The organism is Lascolabacillus sp., assembly GCF_028696275.1.
Classification (GTDB): Bacteria; Bacteroidota; Bacteroidia; order Bacteroidales; family Dysgonomonadaceae; genus Proteiniphilum; species Proteiniphilum massiliensis.
This window is the reverse complement of the sequence record NZ_JAQVHI010000001.1, coordinates 191,301-208,690: the sequence shown is the minus strand read 5'-3', so window position 1 is coordinate 208,690 and position 17,390 is coordinate 191,301. Positions and strand designations below refer to the sequence as shown.

Annotated in this window: 10 protein-coding genes; 6 read left to right on the top strand and 4 right to left on the bottom strand. The window is 39.4% G+C overall.

Annotation, left to right across the window (positions count from 1 at the left end; genetic code table 11):
• Positions 1-1,682 (bottom strand): RagB/SusD family nutrient uptake outer membrane protein (locus tag PHO43_RS00975; protein ID WP_288010999.1); only part of this gene is annotated, 1,682 nt, incomplete at its 3' end.
• A gap of 11 nt (positions 1,683-1,693) precedes the next feature.
• Positions 1,694-4,633 carry a SusC/RagA family TonB-linked outer membrane protein gene (locus tag PHO43_RS00970; RefSeq protein WP_288010998.1) on the bottom strand — a complete coding sequence of 980 codons (2,940 nt, stop codon included), beginning with the start codon at positions 4,631-4,633 and terminating at the stop codon, positions 1,694-1,696.
• 245 nt (positions 4,634-4,878) lie between these two features.
• On the opposite strand from PHO43_RS00970, the gene PHO43_RS00965 reads away from it, so the two are divergent.
• From PHO43_RS00965 to PHO43_RS00950, 4 genes are all read left to right on the top strand, one after another.
• Entirely contained in the window at positions 4,879-5,931 is a 1,053-nt protein-coding gene (locus PHO43_RS00965) for an alkaline phosphatase (protein ID WP_288010997.1), read from the top strand.
• 72 nt (positions 5,932-6,003) lie between these two features.
• Complete coding sequence (locus PHO43_RS00960) at positions 6,004-6,420, top strand: Fur family transcriptional regulator (RefSeq protein WP_288010995.1); 417 nt, start codon at positions 6,004-6,006, stop codon at positions 6,418-6,420.
• Positions 6,421-6,435: 15 nt separating this feature from the next.
• On the top strand, positions 6,436-8,835 hold the full coding sequence (locus tag PHO43_RS00955) for a TonB-dependent receptor (protein ID WP_288010993.1): 2,400 nt from the start codon (positions 6,436-6,438) through the stop codon (positions 8,833-8,835).
• Positions 8,836-8,913: 78 nt separating this feature from the next.
• Positions 8,914-9,465: a DUF4625 domain-containing protein gene (locus tag PHO43_RS00950; RefSeq protein WP_288008610.1), complete on the top strand. Its 552-nt coding sequence runs from the start codon at positions 8,914-8,916 to the stop codon at positions 9,463-9,465.
• Positions 9,466-9,480: 15 nt separating this feature from the next.
• Here the strand turns inward: PHO43_RS00950 and PHO43_RS00945 are convergent, their stop codons facing one another.
• A complete protein-coding gene (locus PHO43_RS00945; RefSeq protein ID WP_288010991.1) occupies positions 9,481-11,703 on the bottom strand; it encodes a GH92 family glycosyl hydrolase in 2,223 nt (740 codons plus the stop codon).
• A gap of 48 nt (positions 11,704-11,751) precedes the next feature.
• Positions 11,752-13,788 carry an OPT family oligopeptide transporter gene (locus PHO43_RS00940; protein WP_045089275.1) on the bottom strand — a complete coding sequence of 679 codons (2,037 nt, stop codon included), beginning with the start codon at positions 13,786-13,788 and terminating at the stop codon, positions 11,752-11,754.
• A gap of 183 nt (positions 13,789-13,971) precedes the next feature.
• Between PHO43_RS00940 and PHO43_RS00935 the strand changes: the two genes are divergently transcribed.
• Together PHO43_RS00935 and PHO43_RS00930 are read left to right on the top strand one after the other, a co-directional pair.
• Complete coding sequence (locus PHO43_RS00935; protein ID WP_288010989.1) at positions 13,972-16,134, top strand: S9 family peptidase; 2,163 nt, start codon at positions 13,972-13,974, stop codon at positions 16,132-16,134.
• A 153-nt stretch (positions 16,135-16,287) separates the two neighbouring features.
• Complete coding sequence (locus PHO43_RS00930; RefSeq protein WP_288010987.1) at positions 16,288-17,382, top strand: hypothetical protein; 1,095 nt, start codon at positions 16,288-16,290, stop codon at positions 17,380-17,382.
• The last annotated feature ends 8 nt before the right edge of the window (positions 17,383-17,390 follow it).

Sequence of the window (17,390 nt, the reverse complement as noted above, 5' to 3'; positions counted from 1 at the left end):
CGGTTGTAGTGAGCTTTACCTGGTCCGTCGGCTGGTTTATCCCACCATGATTCGGTAGTGTATTTGTTCCAGCGGATAAGGTCTGTACGACGACGACCTTCGCCAATGAATTCAATCATCCACTCATCCAGCATTCTCCATTCGTCAAGGTTGCTTGCAGTTACAGGATCCGGATCTCCTTCCGGGAAGTAGCGTTCGCGTACTGTGTTAATTAAACTAGCTGCAGCAGCTTTGTCACCTGCACGTAATTTGCATTCTGCTAACATATAGTAGGCTTCTGCAAGTCTGAATACAGGTATATCAGGATTACCCTTTAATGTTTTCTCTGTTAACCATGGAATTGGTGAGAACTTAGCCAGACGTACACCTGATGCCTCTTCTCCCCAGCGTGCACCTTCTTTTCCATGGTCTACTTCAGCTCCTGCCTGTGGGGTGATACGTGCAATCTGGTCAACAAGTACCAATACTTCATTAGGTTTAACCTGACGGTTTCCTCCATGACATGCAGCACCTGTTACAGGGTTGATCATCTCTCCAAAATAGAACATACCGCGCCATTTGCCTTCTCCTTCGTATGCATTTAGCTGTTTGCGAACATCATCTTCGTGGAACTTGGCAAAAGGACTTCCCAGGCGATATGTGCCTTTTGAACTTGGATTGTCGCTTCCATATAAATATGATTTGCCTTCTACGTCGAGTGATGGTACGAGACAGTAACCATTGTTTCTGTTTCCAATCTCTCCATTGCTCCAGTATTCGCCCATTCCGTAGTGATTGGAGTGTGGACCGGTACTTCTTTCGCTGATTGCATTCTGACTTGGTACAGACCAGATTATCTCTGTTGAACGGTCGTTATCAAATCCGAAGATATTTGTCCATTCATTTTCCAATGCATAAGTGCCATACTTTCCATCAATGATATCCTGACAGATTGCTGCTGCTTCAGCATACATATCTTTTCTGATGTATGATTCTGCATTGAAATAGAGACGAGCTTTTAAAAGAGCTGCTGCTGCCTGATTGATAGCACCTGTTTCCTGTGCTCCAAGAACAGTTTTCTTAGGCAACTGTGGAATTGCTTCTGTAAGAAGACTATCGATGAATTCGAATGTTTCAACATCTGTTGCACGTGGCTTAATATCTCCCTGTGTGGAAGTATAAAGAGGTACACCACCAAACATATCAAGTCCGAACCAGTAGAAAAATGCAGATAATGTCTGCAGTTGCATCAATACAGCTTCACGGCTGCCTTCTGGGAATCCGAGAGCATCGAAATCAACATACTGATCGATATCATCCTTGGCACTCCATGCCTGAGCCACACCCATTGAGAATGCTCTCCATGCATCATATACACCGGGAGTAGTAGGAGTAAAATCGTGGTGATACATTCTTAAATAGTTACCTCCATCATACCAGTCATTATAACGTGATGGTACCAACATTTCATCTGTAGTGAACTCCTGAAGCATTATAAAATTTGAGTGTGCCTGATTATCGGCCATACACCATGCCCAGTGAGTGAAAGCGCGTCCCATTCTTTGGTACACCTTTTCTTGCGTGTCAAAGAACAATTCAGGTGTTGATTGCGAATAGTAAGTAGGTTCTACTTCGCATGATTTGAATACGGAAGAGATACCGACTACTGCTAATATTATTATTAATAATTTGTACTTTTTCATAACTGTGCCTTTTAGAAGTTTAACTGAAGACCAAAAGTGAATGTTCTGGTTTGTGGATAGATATTCCCTTTTCTTTCGATACCGGCATCCCAGCCTGTGATGTCAACTTCGGGATTTAAACCAGGGTATTTAGTGAAGGTATATACATTATCTCCTGTGAAGTAGAATCTGATAGAATTGAGCATATCAGTATACTTTCTCAACGCAAGTGTATAACCTAATGACAGGTTCTGAATCTTAAGGAAGGTTCCATCATAAAGGAAATAATCACTTGGAGAAGGACGACCGGTAATATGTCCGTTCTTTTCGATTGCATCGTAAATCATATTACCCTGTGCAACGTTTCTTAAACCATACTCAAGTTCGATTGCGTTATAAATATCGAAATCAATCCAGCTTGTAAGAGTCATGTTGAAGTCCCAGTTTTTATAGCCTAAGTTGTGGGTCCAACCTGCCATTACAGTAGGAGTGAAGTTTTTCTGATAAACGCGGTCATCAACTGTACCATCGTCAGAGAAGATAATATTATCATCTTTATCATAGATCTGGAATCTTCCTTCACTAACTCCTGCATAACGATACATGAAATAGCTTCCTACCTCTACGTTTTCTTCAATTCTGTGAGCATATTCAACCCAGTTGTTGATATAATTACCATTGATGTATGTCTGATCACCCCATAGAGAACCGATGAAAGTTCTGTTGTGAGTTAAATTCAATGATGTATTGTAGTTCCAGTTTCTTCCTCTTACAGGGTTTGCACCAAGTTCAACTTCCCAACCACGGTTGTTCATTGTACCGATGTTTTTATACATGCTTGATTCTGTATTAGGTGGTTGTGGTACCTCTACACTATATATCAAGCCTTCGATATTACGTTTGTATAAATCAATTTTACCATAAATTCTGTTATCAAGTACAGAGAAGTCGAGACCAACGTTCCACTCATGCTTTTCTTCCCATCCTAAGTCTCTGTTAAGATTGGTTGTTGCACCATAACTCATTGCCCAGTTTCCAGTAGGTAATAACCATCTTGTGTCTGAACCATACATTCTTGCTGCATAGTTTGCAGAGAATCCTTCGTTACCTGTGACACCATAAGCAACACGAAGTTTCAGGTCGTTTAGCCAGTCTACATCTTCAAGGAAGCTTTCGTTTGACATACGCCATCCTGCAGATAGTGACCAGAAGTTACCCCATCTGTTGTTTGCTGCAAATTTACTTGAACCTTCGCGGCGAACAGATGCAGTGGCCATATAAGTATCATTGTATGAGTAGTTTGCACGCATGAAATAGGCCAATAGACGCTCAGTAATATTCTTTGATGAACCCATTTGTGCAAGACCTTCAGTTAATCTTGTTCCTTCGCCAAGGTTCCAGAACATAATACGGTCGTTGGTGAAGTTACCGTTACGTGCATAGAAGTTGTCTCCATTTCTTTCGAAATAGCTATAACCTGCAACTGCATTTACAGTGTGTGGTCCAAACTCATTAAGATATGACAGGTAACCGTCGGTATTAAATAGTTCGGTTTTACTGAATTCCATTTCAGCCCAGCCTTTGCGACCTGCTCTGAGCTCTTCACGAGAGAACATTGAGCGGTAGTAATGTCTTTCCCACTGTCTGTTTTCATAAGCAAATGTATGCTGATATGAAAGACCTTCAACAGGGAGGATGTTCAATTTAAGTGATACATCAGGACGGAACCATTTATCCACCCCTTCGTCTGTTTTAAGAGCTGCTTCACCAATTTCGTTCATTTCGGTATTGTCACCAGTTGTCCAGATATTCCATCCGGTCTGGCTGTTTGGGTCGCGAACTGCCTGTGTAGGATTGGCACGCATGATACCTTCTATTGAAGGTTTGTTCTGATTACGTTTTGCCTGTCTGTAGCTTAAGTGTGAAGAAATATCAAGCCATCCGTTAAGCAATTTGAAATCAGTGTTGATACGACCAGCATAGTCTTCACGTTCGTCACCTCTGAGTACACCTCTGTTCTGGTCATACATCAAAGATGCAAATATACGTGCTGTTTCCTGGCCTCCCTGCATAGTAATTATATGTCTCTGAGAAGTTGGGTTGTCACTCAAAGCTTCATCCCACCAGTCGGTTTCATGTCCTTCGTCATTCTTTGCACCTTCGTAAGTTGCAATATAATCTTTTGCATTAAGAAGATCAGGTTTACCGAATGCTTTTTTAAACATTAACTCGCTGGTGTAATTTGTTTGAAGTTTACCTGTAGAAGCTTTCTTGGTAGTAACTAAAATAACACCACCTGTTGCTCTTGTACCATAGATTGCACCTGCAGAAGCGTCTTTCAATACATCGATTGACTGGATCTCTTCAGCTGCAAGAGAACGAATATCTCCACCCGGCATTCCGTCTATAACAATAAGCGGTGCACGTGATGTGTTAATTGAAGCCATACCACGCAACTGGAAAGTGTTTCCGGAGTTAGGACTTGCATTGCCGGACATAACCAATCCGGCTACCTTTCCCTGCAATGCATTGGCAATTGAAGAACCACCCACACCTTTTGGCAGATCGCTTGCAGAGAGTGAGGTAATAGAACTTGTAACCTGTTTTTTCTGCATTGTTCCATAACCAACTACAACTACTTCGTCAAGCAACTCAGTATCAGATGCCATAACGACATCAATTTGATTGCGTCCGTTAACAGGAATGATTTGTGTTACCATCCCAACATAGCTGAACTGCAGCGATGCGTTAGATGGAACATTATTTAAGGTGTAGTTTCCATCAATATCGGTAACAGTACCGATACTGGAATTGTTTTCCACCATAACGGTTGCACCGATAACTGACATACCTGTTGCATCAGTTACAGATCCAGTTACCGTAATGTTTTGGGCAAATAACCCAAAGGATACTGTCCACAATAAGGCAAACAGAAATCCTTTCCATTTGGAATTTGAATGTGACTTTTTCATTCTTTCACAATTTTAAATTAATAATCATTGTTAATACTTCTGGGTATCATATTATGTATTATGATATAAAATGGTTTTCTCTCTTGTCTTTCATTCTTAAAAATATGGGTTATTCATATTTTAGAATTTAAGATTTGATTGATTTTCGGCTTGCGAAGTTAGTGTACTTATACACATTATGCAAATTTTTATTTAATTTCGTGCCCCGACTTGATACACATTTACTTTTAAAAATAATTTTATATATGAAAACAAGAATTACCACGTTATTTTTCCTATTGATATTCATTTCCGGCTCTATTTATTCACAGCAAAAATCTTTTGAGGGCACAGAATCCAAATATCAAAACAGCAATTTCCATGATGTTAAGACATTCTCACATAAGTTTAAGTCTAAAAGACCAAAGAATGTGATTCTTTTGATTGGTGATGGAATGGGGGTGACACAAATTTATGCAGGTGCAACAGCCAATAAGGGTAAACTTTTTCTTGATAACTTCAAACATGTAGGATTCTCCAGGACTCAGTCGGCCAACCGCTACGTTACCGATTCAGCTGCAGGAGGAAATGCAATTGCTACCGGACATAAGACCAATAACTATATGATAGGTAAGGATGCTCAGGGCAATCCTGTTCCCTCAATTTTAAAAATTGCCCAGCAGAATGGTCTGGCAACAGGTATTGTTGTTACAACAAGCATGCTTGATGCTACTCCTGCCAATTTTGTGGCTCATGTGGATCATAGAGATATGATGCCAGAGATTGCAAGCCAGTTTGTATCATCAGATGTGGATGTCTTTATCGGTGGTGGTATTGAGCACTTCAATGATAGGGAAGATAATAGAAACCTGTTAGAGGAGCTTGCCCAAAAGGGTTATCAGGTGTATGACAATATTGAATCGATCAAATCAGTAAAAGAGGGTAAGCTTGCAGGTTTTCTTAAGGAGAACAAGGTAGATGTTAGGGGAAATCAGCTTGAAGAGACTACTGAGGTTGCCCTGGATATTCTGAATAACAGTAAAAAGGGATTTTTCCTTATGGTTGAAGGTTCAGAGATTGATGGAGGAGGTCATGAGAATGATATGAAATTCATGATAGATGAGATGCTTGATTTTGACAGAACTGTTGGAAAGGCGCTGGAGTTTGCTGAAAAGGATGGAAGAACGTTGGTGATTGTTACTGCTGACCATGAGACAGGAGGGGTAACCTTAACCGGTGGGAATATGGAGACAGGCGAAGTTACAGGGCGATTTACAACAGGTGGCCACCGCTTTTTTTTGCTGCATAATCATAGTTAAAATATGTAATATTCATTTGTATTAAATGTAACAGTGTTATATTTGCAACATTGTTGCATTACAATTGTTTTTATGATCACAGCAGAAGAGATATTAAAAAGACAGGATTTAAGGAGTACTGCCTGCAGGAAGTTTATAGTCAAGAGTCTACTCGAGAACAACAAAGCTATGTCGGAGAACGAGTTAAAAGGTGAATATCCTGAACTATTTGACAGGGTTACTTTCTATCGCACCTTAATAACTCTTGAAGATAGTGGTGTTATCCATAAGATTGTACTTAACGACAATAGTGTGAAGTATGCTTTGAACAATCATCATCACAATGAAAGTAATCTTCATTCACATTTTCACTGTGAAGAATGTGATGAGGTTATGTGTCTTGAAGGTAAGACAAAATTTGAAGCAGAACTTCCAGATAAGTTTGTTAGCCGCGAAGTATTTGTTGTGATTGAAGGTTGCTGCGCTGATTGTGCAGGCCATGTTAAATAACTATACTCCAATTTAATGAGGTTATCATTATCTTTTATATTACTGTTATTCAGTGTTAGTGCAGTTTTATCGCAGGTAGCAGATATCAGCAAAAGAATTGCTATAAGCGGAACTGTGCATGATGCTGACAATGGTGGCCGAATGGCTGCATCGACTGTTTCATTGCAACCTGCAAACAGACATGTTGAGACCGACAAGGATGGTTTTTTCAGCTTCGGGGATCTGGAGCCGGGGGACTACAAATTATCTGTGCAGTTTATCGGTTATGAGGAATTGACTTTACCTGTTTCGGCAGAAGAGGATACAGTTATTCATCTCTATATGAAGCCTATTCATTTAACACTTTCGGAAATAATGGTTAGTGGAAAAAAAAGGAGAAATAGAGAGCAAATTTCAGCACTGGCAGTGAGGGAAATTGGGCGGGACTACCTACTAAGGAATAACTCCACTAATTTTGTGCAGACACTTGCTTCTATATCGGGTATCTCATCTATGGATATAGGAGCCGGATTTTCGAAACCTGTAATTCGTGGATTGGGATTCAACCGTATTGCAGTGGTTGATAAAGGAGTGGTACAGCAGAATCAGCAGTGGGGGGCGGATCATGGACTTGAAATTGATCAGTATGATGTTGATAATGTAAGGGTTCATAAAGGTCCAATGTCACTTTTCTACGGTTCTGATGCAATTGGAGGAGTGATAGAGATCATGCCAACGCAAATACCTGATCATGACCAGTTCTGGGGTGATATTACATTGATTGGAAAAAGCAACAACGATCTCCTTGGGACATCAGTTTCAGCAAGTAGAAAAAAAGGGAATATGTTTTATAGAGGCAGGGCAACTATTCAGAGTTATGCCGATTATCGTATACCAACAGATACTATAGATTACCTCACCTGGAAAATGCCTGTATATGGGAGACGAATGAAAAACAGTGCAGGGAGAGAGTATAATCTTTCATTTTCTTCGAATTACAGTGATGATAACTTCAGCAGTTGGCTTCACTTGTCGAATGTTAATGCTAAAAACGGATTCTTTCCGGGAGCTCATGGTATACCGGCACTTAACAGGCTGGAACATGATGGTTCATACCGCAATATTGAGATGCCTTATTCTACATCCAATCACCTGAAAGTGATATCGAACAATGAGTGGAATATTAATAATAAAGGCAGGATAAACCTTGATTTGGGATATCAGAACAACCATCGAGAAGAGATGTCGCAGTTTCATACACATTACAGTAACCAGTTGCCACCAGCTGTGGATCCCGATCTGGAAATACAATTTATTTTAAATACTTACACAGCAGGTCTGAGGTATTTGAAAGATGAGGGAGAGAGGTGGTCAAAGATAATAGGTGTATCGGCAGAGTATCAGCATAACAGAGTAGGAGGGTACTCCTTTTTGTTGCCAGAGTTTGACCGGTTATCGGGTGGTGTTTTTTGGCTGAATAGTATTAAGTGGAGCGACAATTTAACACTTACAGGGGGATTAAGATATGATATCGGCAAGCTGAACATTTATAGATTTTATGACTCTGTACTAAGTGAATATTTATTAATGCAGGGATATGATGAGCAGGAGGCTGATCTGTATTCACAACGATCATCAGACATAAGCAGAACATTCAATGATCTCTCCTATTCAGCAGGAATTAGCTATGATTTTAATAAACGTCACTCTTTAAAACTAAATGTAGGCAGCAGTTTCAGATATCCCGGAGCAAATGAGCTATCGTCAAATGGAGTGCATCATGGAGCATTCAGACATGAGATGGGAAATGATGAACTTGAATCAGAAAAAGGGTTGCAATTGGATGCAGATTATCATTTCAGAGGCAGAAAGCTTTCAGTAACACTCAACCCTTTTGTTACTTGGTTTAACAACTATATCTATCTGAACCCAACAGGAGAGTGGTCGGTATTACCTCATGCTGGTCAGATCTACCGCTACAGTCAGTCCGCAGCATTTATGGCAGGTGGTGAAATGATTATAAGATATGATTTTACTAATAATTGGTCGGCTACTTCCGACTTTGAATATCTGTTTAGTGTTAATATGGAAGATAATTACCCCTTACCTTTTACACCTCCCGCAGCAGTTACAACCGACCTCACGTATTCAGATCTGGGCACAGGTTTGATCACACAATACTCATTCAGTTTAGAGAATCGTATGGTAATGGATCAGAACAGGGTTTCAAGAAATGAAGAGATCACACCCGGAACCAGTTTATGGAATCTGTCTGCTAATGCACACTGGGATATTGGAGGCAGAAGAATTGTGACTCAGTTCAGGGCAGATAATATATTCAACAGAGCATATCTTAATCACTTGAGTTTTTACAGGAAACTGAATGCTCCCGAGCCGGGAAGAAATATTCAGCTGATTATTAAAATGATGTTCTGAAATGAATGAATGAGTATTGAAATTTAATGATTAGTGTTAATTTATTGTTTTAATGTTCTTGATGTGTTAAAAACAGATATGAAAAGATTTAAGTTTACAAGAGTTGCTTTCTTAGTGATAATTATATTTTCGGGACTTATTTCAGTCTCCTGCGATAAAATAGAAATAGATAATCAGAAGCCGGTTATAAAAGTAATTGAACCTTTTGAGGATGAGCATGTGAAACCTGGTGATGCGGTACATTTTAAGGTGGAGTTTTCGGATAACATAGCACTTGCATCATACAAGGTTGATATACACGGAGCATTTGATAACCATTCACATAATTCGACAGTTATGAGTACACGAGCTGCCACTGACAGCATAGCTTTTGAAAAGACCTGGATGGAGACAGAGTTTATAACTCTTGGTGAATCGCCAATAGCAGGTAAAAAGATTGTCACAGTGGAACATCAGCATATTGTAATTCCAACTACCATACGCAGAACGGTTAATGGGGTAATAGAAGAAATGCCCCTGAGAGAGGGGCATTACCATTTTATTGTTTACTGTACCGATGAATCAGGACAGGAGTCATTTGTTGCAAAAGAGATTTTTATCTCAAATGATGAGGATGGTCATCAACATTAACAGATAAATAAACTGTTATTGATTTGATGTCATGTAAAAGGTGAGCTCTCCACCATTCATTATATCATCATATGTGATAAATTTTTCTGTGTATATTGAACCATTCAGTTCAATCTTTTCGATATACATATTCTCCTCAGACAGGTTTATAGCTTCAATTGTGAATGTTTTACCATTATCAAGGTTTAAAGTTGTTTTTGGAAGCTGCGGAGCACCAAATACCAACTCTCCGCTTACAGGATTAACAGGGTAGAACCCCATAGCAGAAAACATGTACCAGGCGGACATCTGACCGCAATCATCATTTCCTATTAATCCATCAGGCTTGTTCTGATAAAAATTTTTGCAGATCTGACGAATCAGTCGCTGAGTATCTTCCGGTCTGTCTAAATACATATATATGTAAGCGATGTGGTGACTTGGTTCGTTTCCGTGGGCGTATTGACCAATAAGTCCTGTTACATCAGATAGTGTGCCTGTTGACTCTTGTTCTGTTGTAAAAAGGAAGTCGAGAACCTTACCAGCTTCCTCCTTTCCACCCAGTAACTCTATAAGTCCCGGAATGTCCTGTAATACATGCCATGTATATTGTAGAGCATTACCCTCGGTATAATGACCACCAATATTTGAGTCGGCATGCGCCAACCGGTAAGGGTCGAAAGGAGTAAGCCACTCACCTTTTGAATCCTTGGGTCTCATACTTTTGGTTTCGTTGTCATAGTGATTCTTGTAATAACCTGAGCGATTCATGAAGAATTCATAATCTTCGGTTTTACCCAGCTTCTTTGCCATTATCGCTGCACAGTAATCATCAAAGCCACTTTCGAGTGTACGTGAAACAGATTCCACCTTAAACAGATCGTATGGATAATAACCATACTTGTCATACTCTTCCCAGCCTGCATTCTTATGCTTGCCCTCGGTCAGAGATTTCTTTATTTCGCTGTAAGCTCTTTCTGCATCAAACCCTTCAAATCCTTTCAGGTATGCATCAACGACCATAGGAATGGAGTGGTTTCCTATCATGGTGAAGGTCTCCTGTCCCATTAAAGCCCAAATTGGCAGATGACCCTTCTGCTCACTGAACTCCAGCATATTGTTTACAAGATCATTGATGATTTCCGGACTCAAAATAGTGTACATTGGAAATGCAGCACGGAAGGTATCCCACTGCGAAAGAGTTGAGTAAAATTTACCAGTTGGTGATTGTGATATCTTTCCATTTGGACCAACATATTTTCCATCCACATCAGCGATATTGTTTGGCTGTATATAAAGGTGGTAAAGAGCAGTGTAGAAGTTGGTTTTATCCTCATCTGTTCCTTCTATTGATACCTTTGAAAGATATCTGTTCCACTCTTTTTTTGCATCCTTATAAACATCATCAAAACTGCGTTCTTTTCCTTCTGCAGCAAGGTTTGACTTTGCACCTTCAATTCCTGTTGTAGACATAGCTACTTTAGTGTTCAGGACTGAGTCGTTGCCCAAATCAAAGTTCAGTATATATCGAGGTGCTTTCTCACGTGGATCCCTCTGTTCAAGAAGCTCTTTCGAGACTATAGGTTTATCGAACTCAATAACGAAGTAATATGTGCGTTCTGTCCATTCACGGCGACGAGTATAACCTGTTATAATATAATCGCTTTCGAAATTCACTACATTTTCAAGCACATGAGTGGATATACGATCTTTACTCCATACCAGTCCACTCTGGAAATCAGCAAGCAGACCAGATGTTTTATCTGCATTGTATGTATAACGATGAAAGGCAACATGAGGTGCAGTGGTTACTTCAACCTTAACATCGTTGTCGGTAAGTACAACAGAATAATAACCTGGAGTGGCAACTTCGGTTGATTTGTTAAAAGTGCTGCTCAGATCCTCACGTTTTTCACCCGAGAAAGGTTGCAATAGGAGATCGCCGAAATCCACAATACCAGTACCATTTAAACGGTTCTGTGAAAATCCGTTGATTTTTTCATCGTCATAGAAATAACCTGAACAGTAATCCCACGAGAAATTTCCCGTTTCCGGACCCGGTTGCATAAAACCCAAAGGGTAGGTGGCCCCGGGGAATGTATGCCCTGTGAATGCCGTCCCGATAAATGGGTTTACATATTTAGTAAGATCCTCATCGCCATTCATTACATCACTGTTTTGACTTGTACAACCAATACCTGTTATTGTGATGTAAAGAGTCAAAAGGACTAATAACGAAAATAATAATGTTTTTCGCATAACTATAAATTTTCTTTTGCCTTAATTAAACCCACAAAGGGACTGTCATTATTCAACCTTTGCTCTTTTGGATTCCCATACAAAATAGATTACCAGTGCAGTAAATGCAACCAGTGCAGCAATTTGTGCTCCAACACCATCAGGATCATTCCACAATCCAAAATTAAGAGCATTTGAGTTTCCTGTAATAAATATTATTAATGCGCCGATTACGCCAAAGAGAGCTGCTCCTGCAATAAAGCCGGAGGAGATAAGTATTGCTCGCTGGTGACGTGCATTGGTTAGCTTTGGATCTTTACCTTTCTTATTAATCATGTGATTAAGTAATCCACCTACAATAAGAGGGGTGTTTAACTGAATTGGAATAAACATACCAAGAGCAAATGCGAGAGGTGATACCCCAAGCCAGTTTACAAGGATTGCAATTACAGCTCCAACTGCAAGCATCATCCAGCTTACGCCACTGCCAGCCATGAGAGGTTCGATGATTGCAGCCATTGCATTTGCCTGAGGAGCAACCATTGGGTTTGGGTTTTCCGGAGATAGTACGAAACCGTAAGCTTCGTTAAGTATATAGATTACAGCACCTACTGTAGCTGCAGATACAAGCGTTCCGATAAATTTATATGACTGCTGTTTTGCAGGAGTTGAACCAATCCAGTAGCCTATTTTAAGGTCGGTAACAAACCCTCCCGCCATAGAGAGCGCAGTACATACTATACCTCCGATAATGAGTGCACTGACCATACCTTTTGGTCCACCAACACCTACACCAACAAGTATAACTGACACCAGGATAAGAGTCATAAGAGTCATACCAGATACAGGGTTTGAACCTACTATCGCTATGGCGTTAGCAGCTACAGTTGTGAAAAGGAATGAAATAACACCAATTGCAATTAATGCCACAACTGATTGTGTGGGAGTGATTTCTACACCTACCAGAAGAAATGTGAAGACTGCTAATAGGGCAAATAGTAGAAATATAGCAACGACACTCATTTTAAGATCACGATCAGTTCTTTTTGTTGTCTGTTCATGAGAGCCTGTAGCAACTTTTTTCCCTGTTGCCATAGAGAATGCCGTTTTTATTGAATCCGACGATTTGATTATACCAATTATACCCGCCATTGCAATTGCACCGATACCGATATTTCTGACATAGCTGTTAAATATCATTTCTGCAGACATTGCTTCGAAAGGATTAATGCCACCACCTGCAACTGCACCAAGTACACCTATCTCATTTACCAGAGGTACCAGTACAAGCCAGGATAGTAGAGACCCACATACTATAATAAGTGCATATCTTAATCCCACGAGGTATCCGAAACTGAATATGAGTGAGCTTACATTGAATTTAAATACCATTTTGTACTTGTCGGCCAGCACTGCACCTGCAGGAATTATCTTAGATGTAATTACCTCACTCCATAATCTGAATTGAGCAAAGCAAAAATCAAACAGTCCCCCAATAACCCCACTTACTACCAGTAGCTTGGCCTTATTGCCACCTTTCTCTCCTGTCATAAGTATCTCCGTTGTAGCAGTTGCTTCAGGGAATGGCAGTTTGCCATGCATATCCTTTACAAAATATTTTCGGAACGGAATAAGAAACAGGATTCCCAGGATACCACCTAAAAGAGATGCAAAGAATATCTGCCAGAAATTAACCTCAATCTCGGGGTATTTTGCCTGAAGAATATAAAGTCCCGGTATAGTAAAGATTGCACCAGCAACAACTACTCCTGAAGAGGATCCTATTGACTGAATAATTACGTTTTGACCAAGTGCATTTTTCTTTCTTAATGCAGCTGATACACCTACAGCAATAATTGCAATGGGAATGGCAGCTTCAAAGACCTGACCTATTTTAAGTCCTGAATAAGCTGTTGCGGCTGAAAATATTATTGCCATGATTACACCCATTACAAGTGAATAGCCTGTTATCTCTGTAGCAGGTTTATCTGCGGGCAAAATAGGATTATACTCCTCTCCCGGTGCCAATTCCTTGTAAGCATTTGCGGGAAGTTCGGTTACTTTGTTTTCCGGATTTTCTTGTTTTACTTGCTCTTTTGATTCCATTTTTTTAAGTTGTCTTATATCTTAAAATCTACTTTTTATTATGCTGATGATATTCTACAATCTAAACTGGGTGTCTTTATTAAAAAGCCGAAAATACAAAAAAAAACGTAAAGGGTAGTTCAGTTGGCTCTTATTTATGTCAAAATTGCTACATTTGTATAATTCTAAAAGTGAGATAATATAATGAATAAAAGACTTTTTCTTACCGCTCTGACGGTAATTTGTTTTTTAACACTGCAGGCACAAAAATATAGTCTGTATGATATTTTGGGAGGTAAGTACTCTGCAAGAGGAGTATCAGCAATAGTATCTTCTGCAGATGGAATGCATTATTATCAGTCGGACCCCGCAAGAACAGCCGTAATTAAGTATGTATATGCAACAGGTGAGGCTGTTGATACGCTGTTCAGTACACGCACTGCCAGGAATTGCAACTTTGATTCATTTCAGGGATTCCTGGTGAGCAGTGATGAAAACAGAGTGCTTGTTTATCGTGACCGGGAACAGATCTACCGACACTCATTTAAAGCTAATTATTACTATCATGATGTGCGCAGGAACATGGTTAGAAGACTGAGTGAACAGCCATCAAAGCAGATGATACCAACTTTCTCTCCTGATGGTAAGATGGTAGCATATGTGATTGATAATGATATTTGGTTGACAAAATTTGATTTTGATACAGAATCGAGAGTAACCACTGATGGTGAACTCAATAAAATAATAAACGGAGCAACTGACTGGGTTTATGAGGAGGAGTTTGTTACGACAAGACTTATGGAGTTCTCTCCTGATAACAGGCTATTGGCGTTTGTGCGCACTGATGAGTCGGATGTTGAAGAGTTTACATTTCAGACTTATGAAGAACAACTTTATCCGGAATATTATAAATTTAAATATCCGAAAGCAGGAGGTAAAAACTCTACAGTTGAGTGTAAGGTTTTTGATATTGAATCACGTGTGACGAGAGTAATGGATGTTCCACTGGATGCTGATGGATACATACCAAGAATTAAATTTACCAATAATCCGGAGCAGCTTGCAGTGATGACATTAAACAGGAATCAGAATAGATTTGATATGTATTTTGTTAATCCAAGGTCGACCGTTGCTAAACTCATATTAAGAGAAGAGAGTAAATATTATATTGACTCGGATTGGCTTAATTCAATCCATTTTATGGATGACAAGTTTACCTATGTTTCGGAAAGGGACGGATACAGCCACATATATATATATGGTATAACCGGTACATTGCAGAAACAGCTTACAAGCGGTAATTTTGATGTCACTGACCTGCTTGCCGTGGATCCAAATACATCGACGGTTTTTTATGAGGCGGCTGATGAATCGCCACTAAGACGTAATATTTACAGGATAAACATAAATAAAGGAGAACCACAGAAATTATCGCAGCAACCAGGATATAACAGTGCTACATTTAGTGAAAATGGAAAGTATTTTGTAAACAACTGGTCTGATCAAAAAACACCTGCAGTTATAACTTTGCATGATGCATCCGGGAAGCAGCTGAGAGTGCTTGAGGATAATCGGGATGTGCGTGAAGCTTATGCAGCTGCCGGATTTCCTGAGCGAGAAGCCATCACTGTTACTGCAAATGACGGAATTACTAAACTTAACGGATGGATACTGAAACCTGCAGATTTTAATCCTGCAAAAAAATATCCTGTTGTTATGATTCAGTATAGTGGACCAAATTCACAGCAGGTGGTTGACAAATATAATGCTGCATGGTATTATGCTCTATTGAATGAGGGGATATTGGTTGCATGTGTTGATGGACGCGGAACCGGAGCCAGAGGTGAGGAGTTTAGAAAAAGTACCTACCTTAATCTGGGTATTCAGGAATCTGACGATCAGGCAGCGGCAGCCCGTTATTTGGGTTCATTATCATATGTGGATGCTGACCGCATTGGAATATGGGGATGGAGTTATGGCGGTTATAACGTACTTATGAGTATGAGCAGAGGTAATGGTGTATTCAAGGCGGGGGTGGCAATTGCTCCTGTTACCGATTGGCGCTTTTATGATACTGTTTATACTGAAAGATTCATGCGAACGCCACAGCAGAACAATAGCGGATATGTTAATGGATCTGCAATTACTTTGGCAGATAAACTTCAAGGCAATCTCCTTCTAATTCATGGTACAGCTGATGACAATGTTCATTTCCAGAACTCCATTGAGTATACACGTGCTTTAATAAATGCCAACAAACACTTCGATATGTTTTTCTTTCCTGACAAGAATCATTTTATTTCTGGAGAAAATACATCTCGTTATCTATATGATAAAGTAATTAATTATTTCAAGAACAATCTATAACTTAGGGTAATGGCTTCAAGCAGGATATAAAAATACAGACAAGTATTAAAAGTAATAGGATTATATAGTTAAACAAAAAGATACTTCTGTTGTTATTATTTCACGCTCAAATCACAGAAATATTTAGTAAAAGAATATGCGGTTAGATTACTTATGCTTGGAGTAACAAAAATAGATAGAATACTTCGAAATCCATCGTTGGGGCTAATACCTCTGTTAGTTTTTTCAATCCTTATTTGCTATATTGATTCACTCATAGCCGTCGGGGTTGCTTTGATATTATCGCTGATAGGATTAATTGCAGTAAAGACAAGAAACAGGCTTATATATGATATCTCTACGCTGACATTTTTGATGGCGTTATTATTATCTTTCACCAGTTTAAGTGATCGATCTGTTTTGAGCAAGTTTGTTGTAGTAGAGACAATATTCGTAATACTTCTTATATTTATTAGATTATCAAAAGGCAGATTACTGACAATAGCAGCCAGAGACAGGGATAAAGCTGCCAAAAATTTGCTTAAGGAGTCGTTTAGGGTGGCATTTCAGTCACAATACAGTCTGACCTTTCATCTACTCCTGATTCTGCTGTATTTTGCAACAGGAAACAGGGAGTATTCGAATACAGCAAATACATTTATAATAAATATAGCTCAGATAATAATCATAGGTCTTATATTTGTTGAAACTACCCGTTTGCATTTGATGCGGAGAAGATTGTTCAGCGAAGAGTGGTTGCCGGTTGTAACAGAGACAGGCCAGGTTACAGGTAAGGTGGCAAAATCAGTAACAACCGACCTGAAAAACAGGTTTATGCATCCTGTTGTAAGGGTTGCACTTATGAGCAAAGGGGAGATTTATTTAAAAGAGCGTGATCAAATGAGGGTTTTAAACCCGGGTAAACTGGATTATCCTTTTGAGAGATATATGCAGTTTAATGATAAGATTGATGATACTGTAAAAAAAATATTTAGAAAAGAGTGTGGTAGTGAAAGCCTTCCTTTAAGATTTTTATTAAAATATACTTTTGAGAATGAGGTTACTAAACGGCTGATATTTTTATATGTTTCTGAAGTTAATGATGAGGAACAGTTGAAAAAATTGAATCTGGAAGGAGGGAAATTATGGACTGCCACCCAAATAGAGGATAATATTGGAACCGGAATATTTTCTGAATGTTTTGAACTGGAATTCGAGTATCTGAAAAATACCCTTCTTTTAGCACAGCGATTCAAAAAAACATTGTAAATCACTTG

Coding starts and splice junctions, on each gene's coding strand:
- PHO43_RS00970 (WP_288010998.1), bottom strand. CDS start 4,633: ATGAAAAAGTCACATTCAAATTCCAAATGGAAAGGATTTCTGTTTGCC.
- PHO43_RS00965 (WP_288010997.1), top strand. CDS start 4,879: ATGAAAACAAGAATTACCACGTTATTTTTCCTATTGATATTCATTTCC.
- PHO43_RS00960 (WP_288010995.1), top strand. CDS start 6,004: ATGATCACAGCAGAAGAGATATTAAAAAGACAGGATTTAAGGAGTACT.
- PHO43_RS00955 (WP_288010993.1), top strand. CDS start 6,436: ATGAGGTTATCATTATCTTTTATATTACTGTTATTCAGTGTTAGTGCA.
- PHO43_RS00950 (WP_288008610.1), top strand. CDS start 8,914: ATGAAAAGATTTAAGTTTACAAGAGTTGCTTTCTTAGTGATAATTATA.
- PHO43_RS00945 (WP_288010991.1), bottom strand. CDS start 11,703: ATGCGAAAAACATTATTATTTTCGTTATTAGTCCTTTTGACTCTTTAC.
- PHO43_RS00940 (WP_045089275.1), bottom strand. CDS start 13,788: ATGGAATCAAAAGAGCAAGTAAAACAAGAAAATCCGGAAAACAAAGTA.
- PHO43_RS00935 (WP_288010989.1), top strand. CDS start 13,972: ATGAATAAAAGACTTTTTCTTACCGCTCTGACGGTAATTTGTTTTTTA.
- PHO43_RS00930 (WP_288010987.1), top strand. CDS start 16,288: ATGCTTGGAGTAACAAAAATAGATAGAATACTTCGAAATCCATCGTTG.